This window comes from Massilia atriviolacea, assembly GCF_003953935.1.
GTDB classification, from domain to species: Bacteria; Pseudomonadota; Gammaproteobacteria; order Burkholderiales; family Burkholderiaceae_D; genus Telluria_A; species Telluria_A atriviolacea.
In genome coordinates this window covers 199,653-221,279 of sequence record NZ_RXLQ01000005.1, presented here as the reverse complement: position 1 = coordinate 221,279, position 21,627 = coordinate 199,653, and the positions used below count along the sequence as shown (strand labels likewise).

At 65.0% G+C, this 21,627-nt stretch carries 19 protein-coding genes; 2 read left to right on the top strand and 17 right to left on the bottom strand.

What is annotated here, in order from left to right:
- Window positions 1-3: 3 nt before the first annotated feature.
- The 5 genes from purF to accD form a co-directional block, all read right to left on the bottom strand.
- Window positions 4-1,524, bottom strand: coding sequence for an amidophosphoribosyltransferase (purF, locus tag EJB06_RS11445; RefSeq protein ID WP_126074151.1), 1,521 nt, complete (start codon window positions 1,522-1,524; stop codon window positions 4-6).
- Between the two features lie 41 nt (window positions 1,525-1,565).
- The gene (locus tag EJB06_RS11440) at window positions 1,566-2,051 is read right to left on the bottom strand and encodes a CvpA family protein (protein WP_126074150.1); all 486 of its coding nucleotides are present in this window, start codon (window positions 2,049-2,051) and stop codon (window positions 1,566-1,568) included.
- A gap of 25 nt (window positions 2,052-2,076) precedes the next feature.
- A complete protein-coding gene (locus EJB06_RS11435; RefSeq protein ID WP_126074149.1) occupies window positions 2,077-3,099 on the bottom strand; it encodes an SPOR domain-containing protein in 1,023 nt (340 codons plus the stop codon).
- 10 nt (window positions 3,100-3,109) lie between these two features.
- Window positions 3,110-4,408 carry a bifunctional tetrahydrofolate synthase/dihydrofolate synthase gene (folC, locus tag EJB06_RS11430; protein WP_126074148.1) on the bottom strand — a complete coding sequence of 433 codons (1,299 nt, stop codon included), beginning with the start codon at window positions 4,406-4,408 and terminating at the stop codon, window positions 3,110-3,112.
- A gap of 117 nt (window positions 4,409-4,525) precedes the next feature.
- The gene (gene accD, locus EJB06_RS11425) at window positions 4,526-5,398 is read right to left on the bottom strand and encodes an acetyl-CoA carboxylase, carboxyltransferase subunit beta (protein ID WP_126074147.1); all 873 of its coding nucleotides are present in this window, start codon (window positions 5,396-5,398) and stop codon (window positions 4,526-4,528) included.
- Window positions 5,399-5,508: 110 nt separating this feature from the next.
- On the opposite strand from accD, the gene EJB06_RS11420 reads away from it, so the two are divergent.
- A complete protein-coding gene (locus tag EJB06_RS11420) occupies window positions 5,509-5,805 on the top strand; it encodes a TIGR02450 family Trp-rich protein (protein ID WP_307720446.1) in 297 nt (98 codons plus the stop codon).
- Between the two features lie 95 nt (window positions 5,806-5,900).
- On the opposite strand, the gene EJB06_RS11415 is transcribed toward EJB06_RS11420, so the two are convergent.
- The gene (locus EJB06_RS11415; RefSeq protein ID WP_164557893.1) at window positions 5,901-8,435 is read right to left on the bottom strand and encodes a cellulose binding domain-containing protein; all 2,535 of its coding nucleotides are present in this window, start codon (window positions 8,433-8,435) and stop codon (window positions 5,901-5,903) included.
- 174 nt (window positions 8,436-8,609) lie between these two features.
- On the opposite strand from EJB06_RS11415, the gene EJB06_RS31825 reads away from it, so the two are divergent.
- Window positions 8,610-8,774, top strand: a complete 165-nt coding sequence (locus EJB06_RS31825; protein WP_164557892.1) for a hypothetical protein — start codon at window positions 8,610-8,612, stop codon at window positions 8,772-8,774.
- 127 nt (window positions 8,775-8,901) lie between these two features.
- On the opposite strand, the gene trpA is transcribed toward EJB06_RS31825, so the two are convergent.
- From trpA to leuC, 11 genes are all read right to left on the bottom strand, one after another.
- Complete coding sequence (trpA, locus tag EJB06_RS11410; RefSeq protein WP_126074146.1) at window positions 8,902-9,708, bottom strand: tryptophan synthase subunit alpha; 807 nt, start codon at window positions 9,706-9,708, stop codon at window positions 8,902-8,904.
- 84 nt (window positions 9,709-9,792) lie between these two features.
- Window positions 9,793-11,040, bottom strand: a complete 1,248-nt coding sequence (gene trpB, locus EJB06_RS11405; RefSeq protein ID WP_126074145.1) for a tryptophan synthase subunit beta — start codon at window positions 11,038-11,040, stop codon at window positions 9,793-9,795.
- Between the two features lie 341 nt (window positions 11,041-11,381).
- A complete protein-coding gene (locus tag EJB06_RS11400; RefSeq protein WP_126074144.1) occupies window positions 11,382-12,296 on the bottom strand; it encodes a hypothetical protein in 915 nt (304 codons plus the stop codon).
- Entirely contained in the window at window positions 12,293-12,961 is a 669-nt protein-coding gene (locus EJB06_RS11395; RefSeq protein WP_126074314.1) for a phosphoribosylanthranilate isomerase, read from the bottom strand. The genes EJB06_RS11400 and EJB06_RS11395 overlap by 4 nt, the downstream gene beginning before the upstream one ends.
- A 17-nt stretch (window positions 12,962-12,978) precedes the next feature.
- Window positions 12,979-13,776: a tRNA pseudouridine(38-40) synthase TruA gene (gene truA, locus EJB06_RS11390; protein WP_126074143.1), complete on the bottom strand. Its 798-nt coding sequence runs from the start codon at window positions 13,774-13,776 to the stop codon at window positions 12,979-12,981.
- A 31-nt stretch (window positions 13,777-13,807) separates the two neighbouring features.
- Complete coding sequence (locus EJB06_RS11385) at window positions 13,808-16,633, bottom strand: motility hub landmark protein FimV (protein WP_307720445.1); 2,826 nt, start codon at window positions 16,631-16,633, stop codon at window positions 13,808-13,810.
- A 376-nt stretch (window positions 16,634-17,009) separates the two neighbouring features.
- Window positions 17,010-18,137 (bottom strand): aspartate-semialdehyde dehydrogenase, encoded by a 1,128-nt coding sequence (gene asd / locus EJB06_RS11380; protein ID WP_126074141.1) that lies wholly within the window; start codon window positions 18,135-18,137, stop codon window positions 17,010-17,012.
- A 43-nt stretch (window positions 18,138-18,180) separates the two neighbouring features.
- Window positions 18,181-19,251 carry a 3-isopropylmalate dehydrogenase gene (gene leuB, locus EJB06_RS11375; RefSeq protein WP_126074140.1) on the bottom strand — a complete coding sequence of 357 codons (1,071 nt, stop codon included), beginning with the start codon at window positions 19,249-19,251 and terminating at the stop codon, window positions 18,181-18,183.
- A gap of 20 nt (window positions 19,252-19,271) precedes the next feature.
- Window positions 19,272-19,919 (bottom strand): 3-isopropylmalate dehydratase small subunit, encoded by a 648-nt coding sequence (leuD, locus tag EJB06_RS11370; RefSeq protein ID WP_126074139.1) that lies wholly within the window; start codon window positions 19,917-19,919, stop codon window positions 19,272-19,274.
- A 67-nt stretch (window positions 19,920-19,986) separates the two neighbouring features.
- Window positions 19,987-20,109, bottom strand: coding sequence for an entericidin A/B family lipoprotein (locus tag EJB06_RS11365; protein WP_126074138.1), 123 nt, complete (start codon window positions 20,107-20,109; stop codon window positions 19,987-19,989).
- 23 nt (window positions 20,110-20,132) lie between these two features.
- On the bottom strand, window positions 20,133-21,536 hold the full coding sequence (gene leuC / locus EJB06_RS11360; RefSeq protein WP_126074137.1) for a 3-isopropylmalate dehydratase large subunit: 1,404 nt from the start codon (window positions 21,534-21,536) through the stop codon (window positions 20,133-20,135).
- Between the last annotated feature and the right edge of the window lie 91 nt (window positions 21,537-21,627).

Below are 21,627 nucleotides of genomic sequence, written 5' to 3'. Positions count from 1 at the left end.
CGATTACTCGGCGTTGGCCAGGTTCAGGTTCAGCTGGGTACGCGCCGCGTCTTCGGCCGGTGCGGCTTTCGGATTGTGGCGCGCGAATTCCAGCCGGTCCAGGTAGGCGGGCGTAACGTCGCCGGTCACGTAGACGCCATCGAAGCAGGATGCCTCGAAGCTCTTCAAGGCCGGATTGACGTCCGAGATCGCGCGCTTGAGCGCATCGACATCCTGGTACACCAGGGCGTCGGCCGTGATCTCGCGGCACACTTCCTCGGTGCTGCGGCCGTAGGCGATCAGTTCATCGCGTGTCGGCATGTCGATCCCGTACACGTTCGGGAACAGGACCGGCGGCGCGGCCGATGCGAAGAACACATTGCGCGCGCCCGCTTCGCGCGCCATCTGCACGATTTCCTGGCTGGTGGTGCCGCGCACGATCGAGTCGTCGACCAGCAGCACGTTCTTGCCCTTGAATTCGGAACCGATGGCGTTGAGCTTCTGGCGCACCGACTTGCGGCGGATCGCCTGGCCCGGCATCAGGAAGGTGCGGCCGATGTAGCGGTTCTTGATGAAGCCTTCGCGGTACTCCACGCCCAGCTTGAGCGCGAGCTGGATCGCGGCAGGACGCGAGGAATCGGGAATCGGCATGACCACGTCGATCTCGCCCGACTTGAATTGCTGGCGCACCTTGTCGGCCAGGTACTCGCCCATTTTCAGGCGCGTGGCGTAGACCGAGGCGCCGTCGAGGATCGAGTCCGGGCGGGCCAGGTACACGTATTCGAAGGCGCACGGGTTGAGCGAGGGATTGTCGGCGCACTGGCGTTCGTGCAGCTTGCTGTCCATGTCGATGAAGACCGCTTCGCCCGGCGCGATATCGCGCAGGAAGCGAAAGCCCATCCCTTCCAGCGCCACCGATTCGCTGGCGACCAGGTATTCGATGCCGTTGTCGGTCTCGTTGGTGCCGATGCACAGCGGACGGATGCCGAACGGATCGCGGAAGGCCAGCAGGCCGTGGCCGGCGATCTGGGCGACGACGGCGTAGGCGCCGCGCACGCGCCGGTGCACCGCCTGCACCGCCTTGAACACGGCGTCCGGATCGAGCGTGAAGCCGGTGGTCGATTCCTGGATTTCATGCGCCAGCACGTTGAGCAGCACTTCCGAGTCGGAATCGGTGTTGATGTGGCGGCGGTCGTTGCGGAACATCTCGGACTTGAGCTGTTCCTGGTTGGTCAGGTTGCCGTTGTGCGCGAGCGTGATGCCGAACGGCGCATTCACGTAGAACGGCTGCGCTTCTTCTTCGCTGGACGAACCGGCGGTCGGATAGCGGCAATGGCCGATCCCCGAATTGCCCTGCAGCGAACGCATGTTACGCGTGCGGAAAACGTCACGCACGAGGCCATTGGCCTTGTGCATGGAAAACATATTGGAATGACTGGTTGCGATACCCGCCGCATCCTGACCGCGGTGCTGCAAGAGCAGCAAAGCGTCATACAGCAACTGGTTGACCGGGTTATTCGAGACGACGCCGACGATGCCACACATGAAGCGCTCCTAGAGACTGGACCTACTGATTTTAAAAAATGTCAAAACTTTACGTGCCGCGCCAGGTCGGGCGGCAAACATGTCTTCACCATGCGCGCGCCCTGTTCGGCCATGGGACTCGTTACCGCGCCGGTCCAGAACGCCTGCTTCGGCAGGTCGGTCATGCCGCACAAGATGACGGCGGCCAGCACGATCACCAGCCCGCGCGCGAGCCCGAACAGGGCGCCCAGCATGCGGTTCGCGGGACTCAGTCCGGTGGCCTTGACCATCAGGTCGACCGCCATCATGACCAGTCCCATCAGGATGCGGGTGCCGAGGAACAGCGCCACGAAGGCGACCATCAGGCGCACCGTCTCCCCCGGTATCGCCGACAGCAAGGGGGCCAGTTCGGCGCCGTAGGCATTGGCGACGACGAAGGCCACCACCCAGCTGATCAGCGACAGGATTTCCTTGACCAGGCCGCGCAGCATGCCGATGATGGCCGACGACACCAGGATCGCCAGCACCACGTAATCGAACTCGGTCACCTTGCGTTCGCCCCGGCCTTCACCATCAACCCGGGACCATGATGCCCGACAGTCCCATCTTGCTTAACTTGGCGCGCACTTTTTCGGCTTCATCCTTGCTGAACGGGCCTACCTGCACGCGAATCCGGTCGCCCGACTGGGTCGAGGTCTTGTGCGTGAACGAGCGGATGCCGGCCCCGGCCAGCTTGGCCTGCAATTCGTTGACTTTTTCCTGGGTGGCCAGCGCCGCGACCTGCACCACGAAGCGCTGGTTGTCGTCGGCGCTCTTGCCTTCGAGGATGGACATGGCGCGCTGGGCGTCCGGCACCGGCGGCTTGACGGCCGGCTTGTCCTTCTCATCGACCTTGGGCGGGGCCTTGGCCAGCGGCTTTTCGACCGGCTTTTCAACCGGCTTTTCGACCGGCTTTTCAACCGGCTTTTCGACGCGCTTGACCTCGGCGAGCTTGGGTTCGGGCTTCGGCTCCGGTTTAGGCTCGACCTTCGGTTCGACCTTGTGCTCCGGCTTTGGCTTGTCGACCTTGGCGACGAGCTTCGGCTCGGGCCTGGCGACCGGCTTCGGTTCCGGCTTCGGTTCCGGCTTGGCCACGGGCTTGACCTCGTCCTTCGGCAGCGGGCGCTCCTTGGGCAGCGTCACCATGGCCGGCGGCGGCACGTCGACGATTTCTTCGCGCTTGTCGAGCGCGTCGGCGGCGGCCACGGCGCGCGGCTGGGCCTGCGGTGCGACCTTGTCCTTGGAGGGAATGCGGATATCGATGTCGCCGACCGGCGGCTTGGGCTCGGAGTCGAGCACCATCGGCAAGCCGACCGCCACGCCGAGCGCCAGTGCAATGGCGCCGACCAGGCGGCGGCGCGCGCGTTTTTTCTCGGGCAGGACCGGATCGGCGGCGGCGCGCGCTTCCTTGCTGCGGCGGGCGGCGGGTTCGTTGGCGCTGGATGCGCGTTTGGAACGGGCACGGGCGGCGACGCTGTCGTCGTCCGACTTGGAATAATAGCCACTGTCTTCCGTGGCTTCTTGCTTGTTTTTATTGAGGAACGAGAACAAGCCCATGCGTTTTTCTTCAGTGATGTGAGGATTTTCGGGCAGCCATCACACCGGCGACGGTGTAGAAGGAGCCAAAGACCACAATTCTATCATTCTCCCCGGCCCGGCTCATCGCATTTGCAAAAGCCGCGGCCGGGTCGGCGAAGGTAGTCACGCTGCGTTCGCCCGGTTTGGCGTCGCCCGACGGCAGCGCCGCCAGGGTATCGGCCAGCGTTTCCGGATCGGCCGCGCGCGGCGATGGCAGGTTGGCAACGCACCAGTGGTCGACATAGTCGGCCATGGGGGCGATCACGGCGTCGATATCCTTGTCCTGCATGATCCCGAACACGGCGTAGGTGTAGGGATGGAAGCCCATGTTGCCGAGGTTCTGGGCCAGGGCGGAGGCTGCGTGCGGGTTGTGGGCGACGTCGAGGATGACGGTCGGGCGCCCCGGCAGCACCTGGAAGCGTCCCGGCAGCTCGACCACCACCAGCCCGGTGCGCACTTCCTGCGCGCCGACCGGCAGTTGCAGGCGCAGCACTTCGAGCGCGGCCAGCGCGGCCGAGGCGTTGAGCAGCTGGTTGGCGCCGCGCAGGCTCGGATAGGCCAGCGAATTGCGGCGCTGTTCGCGTCCGCCGTAGTTCCATTGCTGTTTGTCGCCGGAATAATTGAAGTCGCGGCCCAGCAGCCACAGGTCGGCGCCGATGGCCTCGGCATGCTCGATCAAGGATTGCGGCGGCACAGGGTCGCTGCAGATGGCCGCTTTGCCGGGGCGGAAAATGCCGGCTTTCTCGACACCGATTTCCTCGCGCGTGGTGCCGAGGAAGTCGGTGTGGTCGATATCGATCGAGGTGACGATGGCGACGTCGGCGTCGATCACGTTGACCGCGTCCAGGCGCCCGCCCAGGCCCACTTCCAGGATCGCCACGTCCAGCTGCGCGCCGGCCAGCAGGTGCATGATGGCCAGGGTGGTGAATTCGAAGTACGTCAGGTCGGTATCGCCGCGCTGCGCTTCGACCGCGTTGAAGCTGGCGATGAGGGCGTCGTCGGACGCCATGTCGCCATTGATGCGGGCGCGCTCGTTAAAGTCGAGGAAGTGCGGCTTGATGTACAGGCCCACCTTGTAGCCGGCGCGCAGCAGGATCGCTTCGAGCATCGAGCAGGTCGAGCCCTTGCCGTTGGTGCCGGCCACCATGATGACCGGGCAGCCGAACGCCAGGCCCAGGCGCTCCTTGACCTGGCGCACGCGGTCCAGACCCATGTTGATGTGGATTTCGGCATGGCGCGATTCGAGCAGGGCCAGCCAGTCGGGCAAGGTGGTGGGGAGTGTGGACATGGAGTGAACCTGTAAAAACAACGGCGGCTCATGGAAGCCGGGCATGCCCGTCCGCCATGAACCGCGATGAAACAACTGGCCTGAACCAGTCAGAATAGTCCCGGCCGCGAAAAGCGATCAGGCCAGGACTTCAACCGCCTGGTCTTGCAGCAGCGCCAGCAGGCGCGCGATTTCTTCGCGCATCTTGCGGCGGTCGACGATCATGTCGACAGCGCCCTTGGTGACCAGGAATTCGGCGCGCTGGAAGCCTTCCGGCAGCTTTTCGCGCACGGTGTTCTCGATCACGCGCGGGCCGGCAAAGCCGATCAGCGCTTTCGGCTCGGCGATGACGACGTCGCCCATGAAGGCGAACGAGGCCGACACGCCGCCCATGGTCGGGTCGGTCAGCACGCTGATGAAAGGCAGCTTCTTTTCGGACAGCTTGGTCAGCATGGCCGTGGTTTTGGCCATCTGCATCAGCGACAGCAAGCCTTCCTGCATGCGGGCGCCGCCGGTGGCGGTGATGCAGACGAACGGCACTTTTTGCTCGAGCGCGATCTGGGCGCCGCGCACGAAGCGCTCGCCGACCACGGAGCCCATGGAGCCGCCCATGAATTCGAATTCGAAGCAGGCCACGACCACCGGCAGGCTCATGATGGCGCCGCCCATGACGATCAGCGCGTCGGTCTCGCCGGTCGCTTCCATCGCCGCTTTCAGGCGGTCCGGGTACTTTTTGCTGTCTTTGAACTTGAGGGTATCGACCGGCAGGGTTTCCTGGCCGATTTCATAACGGCCGCCTTCGTCGAGCAGGCCGTCGAGGCGCTCGCGGGCGCGGATGCGCATGTGGTGGCTGCATTTGGGGCAGACATGCAGATTCGATTCGAGGTCGGTACGGTACAAAACGGCTTCGCAGGAGGGGCACTTGACCCACAGGCCTTCGGGCATGGTCTTGCGCGCGGCAGCGTCGGAACGCTGGATTCGTGGGGGCAGTAGTTTCTCTAACCAACTCATACATTCTCCTTCTGCGGCATCTTAGTGGTCGGTAGTTTAGCCGTTAAGACACTGCTTGTCGAACACAACGGAATGAAAATTGCATATTTAACATTGTTCTCAGTGCCGGTATGGCTGTTCGATACGCAAGGTGCCGACTAGTTCCCCGTGCGGCGCGAACCGTTGTGATGCGTTATGCTCCAGGCATGAATCCCTTGCATCCTAAAAAATTACTGCTTTCGAAATGGACGGCGCTGGCGCCTGTGAACAAGGAAAAGCACTTCATCGTGACCAGGGTGATCGAGCCCGAGGAGCCGGGCGGCGCCGTGGAATGGGTCGATATCGATGCCGTGCACAGCCGGCAAACGCGGCGCATCGCATGGCAAACCCTGCGCGACGAGACGCAGTGGCGCCAGGGCTGGCTATAGAAGCGCGCAGCCGGATCGTGGACCCGGCTGCGCGCTAGCTGCTGTGCGGCGCCAGTGAGTGCTCACCGTACGCCTCCATGGAGCGGAGTGAGCGCTTACTTTGCCCTGGCGCAGGTGGCGCCGCCCAGGACCGGCACCTGGCTGCCGGCGCTGCCGCTGCTGCCCTGGAAGCCGAACTCGACAGTCTGCCCCGGCTGGATCACTGCGTTCCAGCCGACATTGGTGGCCGTGTACGGATTGCTGCCGCTCAAGGCCGCATTCCACATGCTGGCCACCTTCGAGCCATCCGAATAGGTCCAGCTCACGCTCCAGCCATTTATGGCCGTGCTGCCACGGTTGGTGATCTGCACCGCCCCGTTGAATCCACCCGGCCACTGGCTGCGCACCTGGTAGACGCACTGGCCGGCCGGCGTCGGCGTTGGCGGCGGTTCGACCGGCGGCGGCGGATCGATCGGCGGCGTGGTGCTTGCGCCAGGCACGCCCATCGCGATCCCGCGTCCGGCGGTACTCATGTACACCACGCCAAAGCGGTTCATGTCGCCGATGACGAACTGGCCGTTGGCCGGACCGCCGTACTGGTGCGCATCGTCGTTGACGCGCACCCAGGTGGCGCCGGCGTCGACCGAGCGGTGCACGCCCTTCACGCCGCCGACCGTACCCCAGATATAGACCGTCGGGGCGGTGGCGCCCGGCGCCGCGGCGCCGAAGCCGACCGCGCCGGCATGGCTCACGCTGCCGATGCTCGCAAAACTGGCGCCCGAATCGGTCGAGCGCGCCAGGCCCGCGCCGTTCAGCGCCACCCACAGCTCCCCTTCCCGGTTCGGCACGGCGCGGATGACTTTCGAGCCGCCCGGCTGCAAGTTCGCCTTAGGCGCGAAGGAGACGCCGCCGTCGGTACTGACGAACATGCGGCCGTTATCGTAGGCATAGAACTTGCGCGGATTAACGGCGTCCGCCACCGGACGGGCGCTGCTCACGTTCAGCCCATTGACGGTAGTCCAGCTGGCGCCGAAGTCGGTCGACCGGTAGCTGGTGGCCGAATTGTCGGGGCTGTGCAGCAGCACGGCGCCGTCCGCCGACAGCGCGACCTGGCCGTTCTTGCCGTTCATCACCGGACTCTTTTTCCAGCTGGCGCCGGTGTCGGTCGAGTAATACATGGCGGGCGTATCGTTGCCCCCGGCACGCACCAGGACCGAGGTCTTGCGCGCGGCAAAGTCGAGGCCGGTGGTGGTGCCGATCGGCGGCGTGTGGATCGGCGCGTAGCGGGTGGTGTCGGTGTGGCGGAAACCATCGTAATCGCCGATGGCCGACACCAGCGGACCGCCGGGAATGCTGACCAGGTTGAGGGGCACGGTTTCTTCCAGCCCGGCCACGTTGAAGGTCCAGGTGGCCGGCGTGGCGTCGATATTGGCGGTCTTGAAGATGCCGTTACCGGACGACACCCAGGCCGCCCTGGTATCGAAAGGGTCGATCTCGACCGTGCCAGCCCAGTGGATCGCCTTGTCGCCGACCCAGGATACGCCCGCGCTGTCCTTGGCGAAGCCGCGCGCGATCACGTCGGTCCAGCTGGCCCCGCCGTTGGTCGAGGTATAGATGCGGTCGCCCCAGGCATTGCCCTGGGCTTGGTAGGTGTTGACGGTCGAGGCCACCAGCTTGTTCGGATTGTCGGGCGCGACGCTGATGCCGCTGAAGGCCGAGCCGACCCCGGCCGGCGTGACATTGGTCCAGGCGCCGCTGCCGATGTTGTACTTCCAGATCTGGCCGCGGTCCATCGGTTCCGGCTGCGCCCAGTGGCCGTGCGGACCGGCGCCGTTGGCGTAGGTGACATACAGGTTGCCGTCGCCGGCGCGGGCGGCGCGCTGCGGCATCAGGTCGGTCGGGGCGCCTGCGACCGGGGCGAAGGTCTGGCCGCCATCGTTGCTGCGGTACAGGTTCGGTCCGACGTAGCCGAAGCGCGACACGCCGACCACGATGCGCTGGGCCGCGCCGCCCGCCACGCTGGACGGGTCGAGCGCGACGAAGTTGATGCCGTTTTCGTTGGGCGTGGTGGTCACGTTCAGGCCGGCAAGGCGGGCCCAGGTGGCGCCGCTGTCGGTACTCCTGAACAGGCCGTTGGCGCGCGTGCCCGCGTACAGGATGTTGCTGGAACCGGGATCGAGCTGCAGGCGTTCGCCGCTCTGGCGGCCCATGCCGTTGCCGTGCGCCTTGAACAGGGCCGAGACATCGGTCTTGATGAAGGTTTTACCGTAATCCGAGGAGCGCAGGATCATGGTCTTGCCGTTGTTGAAGTAGCTGATGCCGGCCAGCAGGTAGACCTTGGCCGGGTTTTTCGGGTCGAGTGCGATCGATTCGACGCCCAGCAGGCCGGTTTCGTCTTCCGACGCCCAGTCGAGCAGCGCGACCCAGCGCGCGGCCGTGCTGTCCCAGCGGTAGGCGCCGCCGACGTCGGTGCGGGCGTAGGCCAGGCCCTTCTGGGTCTTGCTCGGGATCACCGCCGAGACGAAACCGCCGCCGCCCATGGCGACACTGGTCCATTGGTAGGTTTCGGTTGCGGCGCAAGCCGGTGCGGCAGCGGCGGCGCACAGGGCGCAGGCCGCAGCAATCGTCGAGAGTCGATGCATGCGTGTCATGGGATTCGCTTTTCTTGGTGGCGTAGGAAATGAAAACGTTTTCAGGCGTGAGCGGAAGCTATCCTATGCCCCGTATGTACGGGTGTCCAATCTTTATTTTGCGAGGAAACCGGCCGAAACGGGACCAATTAGCATGGTTTACAGGCAAAATTTGCAAGCCGTAAGCAAGAGCTGATGGCGGCAGGTGAAGAAGGGTTCTTGGCTGGAATGAAAGACGGGATCGGCGCATGCGTGCCCGAGGCGGCGCATCTGGCGTTCATGTTGACGGCATCAAGGGCCGGCAACCGTTGCGCGGAATCGGATACTCCGCAGGCGCGAAGCGCGGAAATGAACGAATGAATTCCATGTCGAACTCATCATCGCCCGGACTGGGCGTGCTGCATGTCGGCATTCTTTTGAGAAGGGTCGAGGAGCAGATCCCAGACCCATTCTTCCGGCGGCAAGACCCTGCGCGAGTCGATCTACATCAAGCCTCTCGGCGATCGAGCGCGCTACGGATTCCCGCGACGAAACGCTGGACTGCCTCGACCGCCTGGTCCTTCGGCGTGGCCTCGATCTCCTGGATGATCCGGCTGCCGATCACCACCGCATCGGCCACCTGCGCCACCGCCCTGGCGGTCTCGCCATCGCGAATCCCGAAGCCCACGCCGATCGGCAGCTTGACGTGCTCGCGAATCGGCGCCAGGCGGCGCGCCACATCGTCCACGTCGATATTGCCGGCGCCGGTCACGCCCTTGAGCGAGACGTAATAACTGAAGCCGCTGCCGTACCTGGCCACCTGCGCGATGCGCTCAGGCGTCGAGGTCGGCGCCAGCAGGAAGATCAGATCGAGCTCGCCGGCGCGCATGGCGTTGGCGAATTCTTCGCATTCTTCGGGCGGATAATCGACCACGATGGCGCCGTCCGCCCCCACCTCTTTGGCCTTGGCGATAAAGGCGCTCGAGCCGATGCGCTCGATCGGATTGGCATAGCCCATCAGCACTACCGGCGTGCTCTTGTTGGTCTTGCGGAATTCACGCACATAGCCGAACACGTCGCCGATGCCGACGTTGAACTTGAGCGCGCGCTCGCAGGCGCGCTGGATGACCGGGCCTTCGGCCATCGGATCGGAAAACGGCACACCGAGTTCGAGGATGTCGGCGCCGCCGGCAACCAGGGCGTGCATCAGCGGCACGGTCATCTCGGGACCCGGGTCGCCGGCCGTGATAAAGGTGACGAGCGCGGTTTTTTTACTGGCCGCCAAAGCGGCAAAGGTTGGAGCGATTCTGGACATGGCGATGCTTTCTGGTAGTGGGATCGAAAAGGGACAAGGTCAGCAAACGAGTCGTTAACAAGCCGATAACAAGCCGATAACAAGCTAGCTGAAATCGAGCCCCATCCGCTCCGCCACCGTGTGCATGTCCTTGTCGCCGCGGCCCGACAGGTTGACCAGTACCAGCTGCTCCTTGGGCAGGGTCGCCGCCAGCTTGGCCGCATACGCCAGCGCGTGCGACGATTCCAGCGCGGGGATGATGCCTTCGATATGGCAGCAGTCGTGGAAAGCCGCCAGCGCTTCCTCGTCGGTCACCGACACATACTGCGCGCGCCCCAGGTCCTTCAGCCACGCGTGCTCCGGACCCACGCCCGGATAATCGAGGCCGGCCGAGACCGAATGCGTCTCGATGATCTGCCCGTTCTCGTCCTGCAGCAGGTAGGTGCGGTTGCCGTGCAGGACGCCCGGAATGCCGGCCGTCAGCGAGGCCGAATGCTTGCCCGAGTCGAGCCCTTCGCCCGCCGCTTCGACCCCGATCAGCTTGACGTTCTTCTCGTCGATGTAGGGATAAAAGATCCCCATGGCGTTGGAGCCGCCGCCGATACAGGCCAGCACGTAGTCGGGCTGGCGTCCGGCCAATTCCGGCATCTGCACCAGGCATTCCTCGCCGATCACCGACTGGAAGTCGCGCACCATCATCGGATACGGGTGCGGGCCTGCCACCGTGCCGATGATGTAGAAGGTGTTTTCGATGTTCGTGACCCAGTCGCGCATCGCTTCGTTGAGCGCGTCCTTGAGCGTCTTCGAGCCCGATTCCACCGGCACCACGGTCGCGCCGAGCAGCTTCATGCGGTACACGTTCTGGGCCTGGCGCTTGACGTCTTCGCTGCCCATGTAGACCACGCATTCGAGGCCGAAGCGGGCGCAGATGGTGGCCGTGGCCACGCCGTGCTGGCCGGCGCCGGTTTCGGCGATGATGCGCGGCTTGCCCATGCGCTTGGCCAGCAAGGCCTGGCCGATCACGTTGTTGATCTTGTGCGCGCCGGTGTGGTTCAGGTCTTCGCGCTTGAAGAAAATCTGCGCCCCGCCCTGCTGCTCGGACCAGCGCTTGGCGTGGTAGATCGGCGAAGGACGGCCGACGAAGTGCTTGAGCTCATAGCGGAATTCGTCGAGGAATGCGGGGTCGTGGCTGTACTTGGCGTACGCCTCCTTGAGCTCGGCCAGGGCGTGGCTCAGGGTTTCGGCGACAAACGAACCGCCGTAGGGGCCGAAATGGCCGCGCGCATCGGGCAGCTGGTAATCGGAAGTCTGGAAAATCGGTGCGGCCGGAGCGCGCGCAGGTGCGTTCTTCATGGGTGTACTCGCTTTCGAAGTGATATCGGCTGACAGACCGCAGCGGCGAATGGCGGCGAATGGCGGCAAAGCGCGGCGGTCATGGCTGGTCAAACAGGGGGCGTGAACAGCCCCGCGTCAATCGCGTTTGGTACGCCCGAGCCACCACACAAAACGACCCGAGGCGCGCGTTCTTTTGGTATGAGAAACCATCGCAGCCTTTCCGGCACCACCGTGGAGGTTGCGCGCTCCGGGACAAACGCCGGATGCGGGCAAGGGTGGTGCGATTTAGTTGAATGTATTCTAGCAAATCGGCGCCGTTTGTGGTGAAAGTCACGCTCTCGCCACACGCGGCGCTGTTCCTATTCGGCCGCCGGGTCGTGTTCCGTCCAGCGCGCGCCGTCGAAGCTCAGCACGCGGGCATCGGTCACGAACACCAGCAGGCCGTCCGCATACGACAGCGCGCCCCCGCCGCCGCCCGGCGCCAGGCCGGTATCGACACGGGTCAGGGTATCGGCCTCGAATCTGAACAGGCTGCCCCGATCGGTGCACAGGTAGGCAGCGCCGAATCCGAAGGCGCAGTCGACAAAGGTCTCGCCGCTCAGGCCATGCTCGATCGTGCGCAGCGAGGCGCCGTCGATCGACAGCAGCAAGCCGCCCGCGCCGCCAGCGAGAAAGCGCTCCCCGCCCAGGGCCAGCACGCACTCCAGCGCGGCGCCGGCCGGGCTCTCCAGCGCTTGCCATACGCCGTCGGCGCAGCGCCACACCGCGCCGCCCATGCCGACCGCGACGAGCAGCCGTTCGTCGCGCCCGTCGATGGCGTGGAAGCTGCCGATGTCGGCACTGCCGCGCGCGATCGCGCAGCCTCGATCGACGGCTTCCCAGCCCGCTGTGTCGAGCCGGCGCCGGTACACCTGGCGCTGGGCCCCGGCCGCGTAAGCATGGTCCCCGACGATGCGCACGCAGCGCAGCGGCCGAAGCGCATTCGGGCCGCTGGACGCGTCGCCGATCCGCTCTTCGTCGGCGCCTTCGCTGTCGGCGACTTCCACCTCGCCGGTTTCGCCGACGCACAGGAGTTTGTCGACGCCGCCGTCGCGAAAGGCGCAGATGCCCGCAAGGCGCTGCTCCATCGACCAGCGCGACCAGGCTCCGTTGTCAAGTTCGAACAGGATCGCGTGCGGGTGGCCGGCGTCTTCCAGCTCCAGCGCGACGCCGCCGATGTAGACGCGCGCGCGCGCGAGGACCGAGCAGAAGATGTAGCCGAATTCCGGATTCATGCCCGGGCAGTGGGATCGGCCGAACGCACGGCCGCGACGAAGGCGTCGATTTTGGCGGCATCCTTGACGCCCTTGGCCTGTTCGACGCCGCTGCTGATGTCGACCGCGTACGGCCGCACCTGGCGCACCGCGCCGGCCACCGTGTCGACCGTCAGGCCGCCGCTCAGGACCACGCGCGGCGCCAGTTCGGCCGGAATGACGGCCCAGTCGAACACCTTGCCGGCGCCGCCGTAGGCATCGACGAAGGTATCGAGCAGCAGGCCGGAAAACAGCGGGCTGGCGGCGCGGCAGCGCGCCTCCTCGGCCAGCAGGTCGGCGCCGGCGGTCTCCGGCCGCACGCGCAACACGCGCATGAACGGCCTTCCCACGGCGGCCGCAATCGCCGCGCACTGCTCCACCGTTTCGTCGCCATGGAACTGCAGCTGCGAAAACGGCGCCACGGCGGCCACCGCCCTCACCTCCTCGACGCTGGCATTGACGAACAGCGCCACGGTGGAGACGAACGGCGGCATGCCGGACATCAGCGCCCCCGCCTGCGCGGCGCTCACATAGCGCGGGCTTGCGGGATAGAACACGAAACCGAGTGCGTCCGCGCCGGCAGCGACCGCCGACTGGACATCTTCCGGGCGCGTGAGCCCGCAAATCTTGATGCGTGTGCGTTGCAATGCTTGCATGAGCCGCCTCAGAACCAGGGAAGTGGACGGGCCGCCTCGTGCGGGAGGCCCCATTTGGGATCGTAATCGATTTTGGCCAGGTACAGGCCATCGGGCATGAAGGTGGGCGCGGCGTCGTTGCGGTCGCGCCCTTCGAGCACGTCCTTCATCCACTCGGGCGCATGGCGGCCCTGGCCGACGTAGATCAGGGAGCCGATCAGGTTGCGCACCATGTGGTGCAGGAATGCGCTGGCGCGCAGGGTGAACACGATGACTTCGCCGTGACGTTCGATCTGCACCGCGTGCATCTGCTTGACCGGCGACTTGGCCTGGCATTGCGACGAACGGAAAGCGGAAAAATCGTGCGTGCCGACCAGGCATTGGGCGGCGGCGCGCATCAGGTCCACGTCGAGCGGGCGAAACACCCAGCCGGCGCGGCCCGCCAGCAGCGGCGAGCGGATCGGATTGTTGTATAGGACGTAGTGATAGGTGCGCGCAAAGGCGGCGAAGCGGGCGTGGAATTCCTGCCCCGGAAGCGCGGGCACTTCGGTGGCCCAGCGCACGGCGATCGCGTCGGGCAAAAAGGCGTTCACGCCGCGCACCCAGGATTGCATGCTGCGCGCGAGGTCGGTGTCGAAGTGGACCACCTGTTCCAGCGCGTGGACGCCGGTATCGGTACGGCCGGCGCAGGTGGTGCCCAGCTCGACGCGCGCGAATTGCTCGAGCGCGATTTCGAGCCGGTCCTGCACCGTGTTACGGTCTGGCTGCTTCTGGTACCCGTTGAAGGCGGTACCGTCGTACTGGACTCCCAGTGCTATGCGTTTCAAGAATCTGAATCCAGTAACAGCCGTCCGTTCATCACGCCAGTTTGATGCGCATGTCGTTCGCTTTTGCCACCTGGGCAGCGCTGCCGCCCTTGATGACTTCGTCGAGCAGTTCGCGCGCACCTTCCTTGTCGCCGATTTCCTGATAGGCGATGGCCAGATCGAGCTTGGTTTCCATTTCCATCTGGACCGGAGTCAGTTCGCCGGCAGGGGCATCGCTGCCGATGTCGCCGAAGTCGGGCAATGCAGTCGCTTCGGTGCTGGCGCTGGCCGGCAGGTCGAGGTCGAGCGCGTGCATGTCGAAGTCCGGCGTCGCCTCGGCCTTGGCGGTCTTGTCGGCCGCGAAAGGATCGTCGTTGGCCAGGCTTGGCGTCGCACTCGTCGATTGCGGCAGGTCGAAGTTCATGCCATCGAGGTTGAAGTCGTCGGACGCCGGTTTGTCCAGGCTCACGCTGGCCGCTGCCGGTGCGGCGGTCGACGGGGCGTTGAAGTCCATGTCGAAATCCATGTCCGGCGTTTCATCCTTGACCAGGTCGACGCGGGCCGGGGTGACCGCCGGCGTGTCGAACGACAGGTGATGCTCGTCCATGGCTTGCGCTGCCGGCGCTGGCGCTGGCTCGTTGTTCGTGACAGGGTCGAAGCTCAGGCCGCCCAGGTCGAAGTCCAGGGTGTGCTCTTCTTCCTTGGCCGGCGCTGCCGGCGCTGCCGCTACTACCGGCGCCGCCGGGGTAGCCGTGGCGCTGTTGCCCAGGTCGAGGTCCAGGTCCATCAGCGCGCTGTGCGGACCGTTGTCGATCGCCGAGGCGTCGAACTGGTCGGCCAGGGCTACCGGCTGGTCGGCCGCCGCCGTTGCAGGCGAGCTGCCGGCGCTGGCGTACAGCGGATTCATCGCATCGATCGACAGGCCCAGTGCGGCAGCTTGTGCCCACTCGTCGCCCTGGCCCTTGGTCAAGCCATACAGTTCGCTGGCCTGGCTTTCGAACGCGCGCTGGTCCTTGCGGGCAGCGTAGATTTCGAGCAGTTTCAGGCGCACCGGGTAGCGGTCCGGATGGGTGCGCAGCGCTTCTTTCAGGATCTCTTCAGCCTGGGCATCGCGGCCGTAGGCGATGTAGACGTCGGCTTCGGCGACCGGATCGACTTCATTGGTGTCGAGCTGGCTGGCCGATGGGGCGAAGCTGGAGTTGAACACGCTGTTGTTGGTGTCCACGCTCTGGCCGCCCGTTTCGGCGAACAGGGAGTGGGCCTGGTCGGTCGGTGCGCCGAGGATCGACGGCTCCGACGGATTGCTTGCGACCTGCTTGCGCTCGCGCCATTTCGACAGGCCGAACAGGCCGGCCAGCAAGGCGACGATGGCGGCGCCCACGAGGACGATGTTCTCCATCAGCATGTCGAAGAAGCTCGGCTCCGGCGGTGGCGCGGCCACGACCGGCTTGGCGGCCGGCTTGGCGACCGGTGGCACCGGTGCCGCTTCCGGCGCCGGCGGCGCGGTCTCGATCACAGGCACCGGGGCTGGCGCCGTGGCGGCGGTGGTCGCGGCTGGCGGCGTGGCCGGGGTGGCGGCCGGTGGCGGCGTGACCGCTGCCGGCGGCGTTACCGGCGGCTTGGCGCTGACCACTTCGGTGATCGGCGTCTTGGCGGCAGGGGTAGCTGGCGTCGTTGCAGGAGCGGTCGCGGCAGCGCCGGTCTTGCTCTTGACCGTGACGATCTTTTCCAGGTCGCCGACGTTCTTTTCGAGTTCCTTGACGCGCTTGGTCGCTTCGGCCATGGCGCGTTCTTTGGCGATCTTGTCTTCCGGCGACAGCACGCCGGTCTTGCCGGCCGCGGCGGCGTCGGCCGGGCTGGTCGCTTTCGACAGCTTGAGCTGGTCTTTCGATTCGTTGACGGCGGTCGGACGCTCGGCCACCTTGGCGGTGATCTTGCCGGCGGCGCTCTGGGTCTTTTCAGGCTCCTTGTCCGGTGCCGCGCCGGCAACCTGGCCGGCCAGCTTGCTGCGGTAGGCGTTGAAGTCGGCGGCATGGGCCACCACGACACCGCGCGCTTCGCCGTCCGACCCCTTGATCGCGCCCGAATCGGGCACCGACAGGATCTGGCCCGACTTCAGGCGGTTCATGTTGTTGCCTGCAAACGCGTCCGGATTGGCGCGGTACAGTGCGACCAGCATCATGTCGAGCGAAATGTCGGCCGGCTTGACCTGGGCCGCGATCTTGCCCAGCGTATCGCCACGCTTGACCTGGTATTCGCTGTCGCCCGCATTCTTGCCGGCGGCGCCGCCCGCGCGTTGCGGCTCCTGCGATGCCGGCTCGGCGGCGGTCTCGGTCTTTTGCGCGGCCTTTTCGGCCTTGGCGGCGGCGGCAGCGGCGCGCGCGGCGGCACGCTCGGCCCTGGCGTTCGGCTTGGCGGCGGCGCCGTTGCGGGCGCCCTGCGAGAGCACGTCGACCGGCGCGGACACTTGCGCAGCCTGGGTCGAACGCATTTCGACAGGGTCCAGCAGGAAGGTGTATTCGCGCACCAGACGGCCCGAGGAACCCCAGTTCAATTCAAGCAACATATCGACGAAGGGTTCGTTGACAGGTTGCGAAGAAGTGACCTTGATGATCTGGCGTCCGCCGCGCTGTTCGACGTTAAAACGCAGCGACAGCAGGGCGGGATTGAAATCGATATTGGCTTGACGGAAGGCTTCCACCGGGGCCAGCTTGGCGACCAGACCGCTCGCTTCATCATTGGCAACCGAGGTCAGTTCGATCTCTGCGTTCAGGGGCTGGCCGAGTGCGGACAGAACGGTCAGTTTACCGAGACCCGCCGCGTATGCTGAGGTGGAGAGCAACACAGCACTGGCGACCGCGCCTGTGAGGGTTTTCAACGCGAACGAAGTGAGCTTGGAGCGAGTGTTTAAATGCATAGTTGGCGGCATCATGAGTTGACGGGGGAGAAGGCTGGTTTCCCGGAGGTCTCAACATATCATCATGCTCTGGAGCATGCAAGTTTTTGGAGCAACTATGTCGGGGAGCTGCTCACTAAATACGCAATTTCGCGCTTTCTGTAACAGCTCGCTCGGAACCCCATTCATGCCTGTATGTCAAGTACCTTGCAAGATTTAACAACTGAATTATCAAGAAGGATACGGAAAACCGTGGTTTTGGTGGCTAAAAACGCAAGTCGGGCGCCGGCCACCGCCGCCGTGTTGTGCACCGATTGGATGCACAACACGCAATTCTACACGTCTTTACTGCGCCGAATTACTTATCGAGGATAATCCGCAGCATGCGGCGCAACGGTTCGGCCGCGCCCCACAGCAGCTGGTCGCCCACGGTGAAGGCGGACAGGTACTCGCCGCCCATCGACATCTTGCGCAGGCGGCCGACCGGGATGGTCAGGCTGCCCGTGACCGCCGCCGGCGACAGGTCGCGCATCGACGCTTCGCGCGTGTTCGGCACCACTTTCACCCACTGGTTGTTGGCGGCGATGATGTCGTTGATTTCGTCGAGCGGCACGTCCTTTTTCAGCTTGATGGTCAGTGCCTGCGAGTGGCAGCGCATCGCGCCCACGCGCACGCACAGGCCGTCGACCGGGATTTCCTTGCTGCCGAAGGCCGCGCCCAGGCCGAGGATCTTGTTGGTCTCGGCGCCGGCCTTCCACTCTTCCTTCGACTGGCCGTTGCCCAGGTCCTTGTCGATCCACGGAATCAGGTTGCCGGCCAGCGGCACGCCGAACTGTCTGGTCTCGTCCGCCGACATGCCATGCTGGGTGGCCAGCACGGTGCGGTCGATGTCGAGGATGGCGGCGGCCGGGTTGTCCAGCAGCGCCTTGACCGACTGGTTGATGGTGCCGAACTGGGTCAGCAGCTCGCGCATGTGCTGGGCGCCGCCGCCGGACGCCGCCTGGTAGGTCATGGAGCTCATCCAGTCGACCAGCTTGTGCTGGAACAGGCCGCCCAGGCCCATCAGCATGCACGAGACGGTGCAATTGCCGCCGATGTAGTTCTTCACGCCCTTGCTCATCGCGTTCTTGATGACGTCGAGGTTAACCGGGTCGAGCACGATGACGGCGTCGTCGTTCATGCGCAGGGTCGAGGCGGCGTCGATCCAGTAGCCGCTCCAGCCGGCCGCGCGCAGCTTCGGGAACACCTCGCTGGTGTAGTCGCCGCCCTGGCAGGATATGATGATCTCGCATTTCGACAGCTCGGTAATGTCGGTTGCGTCTTTCAGGGTAGTCTCGTTCTTCGCCATCGCCGGGGCTTTGCCGCCCGCGTTCGAGGTCGTGAAAAACACCGGTTCGATGTGGGCGAAATCGCCCTCGTCCTGCATGCGCTGCATCAGGACCGAACCAACCATACCGCGCCAACCTACCAAGCCAACTAATTTCATCTTCTTTCCTCGTTATTGTTAAAGACCGCTTGTTGAAGCCGATTCATCCAAGCGCCTTGACCACTGCATTGCCCATTTCCTCGGTACCGACCCTGGTGGTACCGGCTTCAAAAATATCGGCGGTGCGCAAGCCCTGCGCCAGCACCGTTTTCACCGCGTTCTCGATGCGCTCGGCCTGCTCGGTCTTGCCGAGCGAGAAGCGCAGCATCATCGCGGCCGACAGGATCGTCGCCAGCGGATTGGCGACGCCCTTGCCGGCGATGTCCGGCGCCGAACCGTGCGACGGCTCGTACAGGCCCTTGTTGCTGGCGTCGAGCGAGGCCGATGGCAGCATGCCGATCGAACCGGTAAGCATGGCCGCGCAGTCGGACAGGATATCGCCGAACATATTCCCGGTCACCATGACGTCGAATTTTTTCGGCGCGCGCACCAGCTGCATGGCGGCGTTATCGACATACATGTGATCGAGTTCGACGTCCGGGTATTGCTTGTGCACGTCGGTGACGATGTCGCGCCAGAACTGGAAGGTCTCCAGTACGTTGGCCTTGTCCACGCTGGTGACGCGCTTGCTGCGCTTTTGCGCGGCCTGGAAGGCCACGTGGGCGATACGGCGGATTTCGGTTTCGGCGTAGCGCATCGTGTCGAAGCCTTCGCGCTCGCCCTTGAACGGGCCGTCCGGGCATTCGCGCACGCCGCGCGGCTTGCCGAAGTAGATGTCGCCGGTCAGTTCGCGGATGATCAGGATGTCCAGGCCCGAGACCACCTCGGGCTTCAGCGTGGAGGCGCCGGCCAGTTCCGGGTACAGGATCGCCGGGCGCAGGTTGGCGAACAGCGCCAGTTCCTTGCGCAGGCCGAGGATCGCCTGTTCCGGACGCAGCGCGCGCGCCAGCGTATCGTACTTGTAGTCGCCGACGGCACCGAACAGCACCGCGTCGGCGCTCTTGGCCAGCGCCAGCGTGGCCGGCGGCAGCGGGTGGCCGTGGGCGGCGTAGCCGGCGCCGCCGACGTCGGCGCTCTCCATCTCGAACCGTTCGCCAAGGACGTTCAGTACCTTGACCGCTTGCGCCATGATTTCAGGGCCGATGCCGTCGCCGGGCAGGATTGCAATCTTCATGTGATCTCTTTTTCTTTTGTTCAGATGACGTTGGCCAGCCAGGGCTGGGCCGCCAGGTGGCGCTCTTCGAAGGCGCGGATCTCGTCCGCGTGGCGCAGGGTCAGGCCGATGTCGTCCAGGCCGTTCAACAGGCAGTATTTGCGGAACGGGTCGATCTGGAAGTCGTAGTTCACCGCGCCGTTGGCGGTCGAGATGCGCTGCTGCTCCAGGTCCACCACCAGGCGGAAGCCCGGGAAGGCCTTGACTTCGTTGAACAGGTGCTCGACCTGCGACTCGCTGAGAACGATCGGCAGCAGGCCGCTCTTGTAGCAGTTGTTGAAGAAGATGTCGGCGAAACTCGGCGCGATGATGGCGCGAAAGCCGTACTGGTCGAGCGCCCACGGCGCGTGTTCGCGCGAGGAGCCGCAGCCGAAGTTCTTGCGCGTCAGCAGGATCGATGCGCCCTGGTAGCGCGGCTGGTTGAGCACGAAGTCGGGATTGAGCGGACGGCCGCTGTTATCCTGGCCCGGTTCGCCGTGATCGAGATAGCGCCACTCGTCGAACAGATTGGGGCCGAAGCCGGTGCGATGGATCGACTTGAGGAACTGCTTGGGAATGATGGCGTCGGTGTCGACGTTGGCGCGGTCGAGCGGGGCCACCAGGCCTTCGTATATCGTAAATTTATCCATGGTCTCTTGCAGTGTGGGCGCGGCCCCGCATGAGCGGGAGCCGCGCGGCGGAGGTGCGATCCGCCTGTTATTTTTTGCCGGCGCCGTCTATCTTCTGGCCGACTTTTTGAATGTCCTTGCCAAAGCCCGAGACGGTATTGCAACCGGTGAGGAGCGCAGCGATGGCGAACAGGGCAAACAGCTTTTTCATGACAAACTCACAGACGATGGATGTTAGCGCAGTGCGCGCACGTCGACGAAATGGCCGGTGATGCCGGCCGCCGCCGCCATCGCGGGCGATACCAGGTGAGTACGCCCGCCCTGCCCCTGGCGACCTTCGAAATTGCGGTTCGAGGTCGAGGCGCAGCGCTCGCCCGGCTCGAGCCGGTCGGCATTCATGGCAAGGCACATCGAGCATCCCGGCTCGCGCCATTCGAAGCCCGCGTCCTTGAAAATCTTGTCCAGCCCTTCGCGCTCGGCCTGGTCCTTGACCAGTCCGGAACCCGGCACCACCAGCGCCAGGCGCACGTTCGACGCGCGGTGCTTGCCGCGTACCACGGCGGCGGCGGCGCGCAGGTCTTCGATGCGCGAATTGGTGCACGAACCGATGAACACCTTGTCGATGCGGATGTCGGCGATCGGGGTGTTGGGCTGCAGGTTCATGTAGACCAGCGCCTTTTCCATGGCGTCGCGCCGCACGGCGTCCTTTTCCAGGTCCGGATCGGGCACGCGGCCGTCGATCGAGGTGACCATTTCGGGCGAGGTGCCCCAGGTGACCTGCGGCGTAATGGTGGCGGCGTCGAGCAGCACCACCATGTCGAACTGGGCGCCCTGGTCGGTGTGCAGGGTGCGCCAGTAGTCGACCGCGCGGTCCCAGTGCGGGCCGGCGGGCGCGTACGGGCGGCCCTTGACGTAGTTGATGGTGGTGTCGTCCACGCCGATCATGCCGGCGCGCGCGCCCGCTTCGATCGCCATGTTACAGACCGTCATGCGCCCTTCCATCGACAGCGCGCGGATCGCCGAGCCGCCGAATTCGATGGCGTAGCCGGTGCCGCCGGCGGTGCCGATCTTGCCGATCACGGCCAGCACGATGTCCTTGGCGGTCACGCCCGCCGGCAGCGCGCCGTCGACCTGCACCAGCATGGACTTGGATTTTTTGGCCAGCAGGGTCTGGGTCGCCAGCACGTGTTCGACTTCGGAGGTGCCGATGCCGTGCGCCAGGCAGCCGAAGGCGCCGTGGGTGGAGGTGTGCGAATCGCCGCAGACCACCGTCATGCCGGGCAGGGTCGCGCCCTGCTCGGGACCGATCACGTGCACGATGCCCTGGCGCTTGTCGTTCATGTTGAAGTAGGTCAGGCCATAACTCTTCGAGTTGGCGTCCAGCGTTTCGACCTGCAGGCGCGAGGTCGGGTCGGCGATGCCGTCCTTGCGGTCGGTGGTCGGCACGTTGTGGTCGGCCACCGCCAGGTTGGCCGAATTGCGCCATAGCTGGCGCTTGGCCGCGCGCAGGCCGTCGAAGGCTTGCGGGCTGGTCACTTCATGCAGCAGGTGGCGGTCGATGTAGAGCACCGTCGTACCGTCGTCGTCGGAGCGCACGATGTGCGATTCCCAGAGTTTGTCGTAGAGCGTTTTTATCATGATGGTGGGGTGTGGGCGACTGCATGAATCAAGTACCGCATTTGATTATGCCATATTTGTGCAGCGCGGTAGCCCTTGCACCATTTTGATA

Coding starts and splice junctions, on each gene's coding strand:
- purF (WP_126074151.1), bottom strand. CDS start 1,524: ATGTGTGGCATCGTCGGCGTCGTCTCGAATAACCCGGTCAACCAGTTG.
- leuD (WP_126074139.1), bottom strand. CDS start 19,919: ATGGATAAATTTACGATATACGAAGGCCTGGTGGCCCCGCTCGACCGC.
- accD (WP_126074147.1), bottom strand. CDS start 5,398: ATGAGTTGGTTAGAGAAACTACTGCCCCCACGAATCCAGCGTTCCGAC.
- trpA (WP_126074146.1), bottom strand. CDS start 9,708: ATGTCCAGAATCGCTCCAACCTTTGCCGCTTTGGCGGCCAGTAAAAAA.
- EJB06_RS11435 (WP_126074149.1), bottom strand. CDS start 3,099: ATGGGCTTGTTCTCGTTCCTCAATAAAAACAAGCAAGAAGCCACGGAA.
- EJB06_RS11420 (WP_307720446.1), top strand. CDS start 5,509: ATGGCTGTTCGATACGCAAGGTGCCGACTAGTTCCCCGTGCGGCGCGA.
- EJB06_RS11415 (WP_164557893.1), bottom strand. CDS start 8,435: ATGACACGCATGCATCGACTCTCGACGATTGCTGCGGCCTGCGCCCTG.
- EJB06_RS11400 (WP_126074144.1), bottom strand. CDS start 12,296: ATGAATCCGGAATTCGGCTACATCTTCTGCTCGGTCCTCGCGCGCGCG.
- EJB06_RS11365 (WP_126074138.1), bottom strand. CDS start 20,109: ATGAAAAAGCTGTTTGCCCTGTTCGCCATCGCTGCGCTCCTCACCGGT.
- trpB (WP_126074145.1), bottom strand. CDS start 11,040: ATGAAGAACGCACCTGCGCGCGCTCCGGCCGCACCGATTTTCCAGACT.
- leuB (WP_126074140.1), bottom strand. CDS start 19,251: ATGAAGATTGCAATCCTGCCCGGCGACGGCATCGGCCCTGAAATCATG.
- leuC (WP_126074137.1), bottom strand. CDS start 21,536: ATGATAAAAACGCTCTACGACAAACTCTGGGAATCGCACATCGTGCGC.
- EJB06_RS31825 (WP_164557892.1), top strand. CDS start 8,610: ATGGCGGCAGGTGAAGAAGGGTTCTTGGCTGGAATGAAAGACGGGATC.
- asd (WP_126074141.1), bottom strand. CDS start 18,137: ATGAAATTAGTTGGCTTGGTAGGTTGGCGCGGTATGGTTGGTTCGGTC.
- folC (WP_126074148.1), bottom strand. CDS start 4,408: ATGTCCACACTCCCCACCACCTTGCCCGACTGGCTGGCCCTGCTCGAA.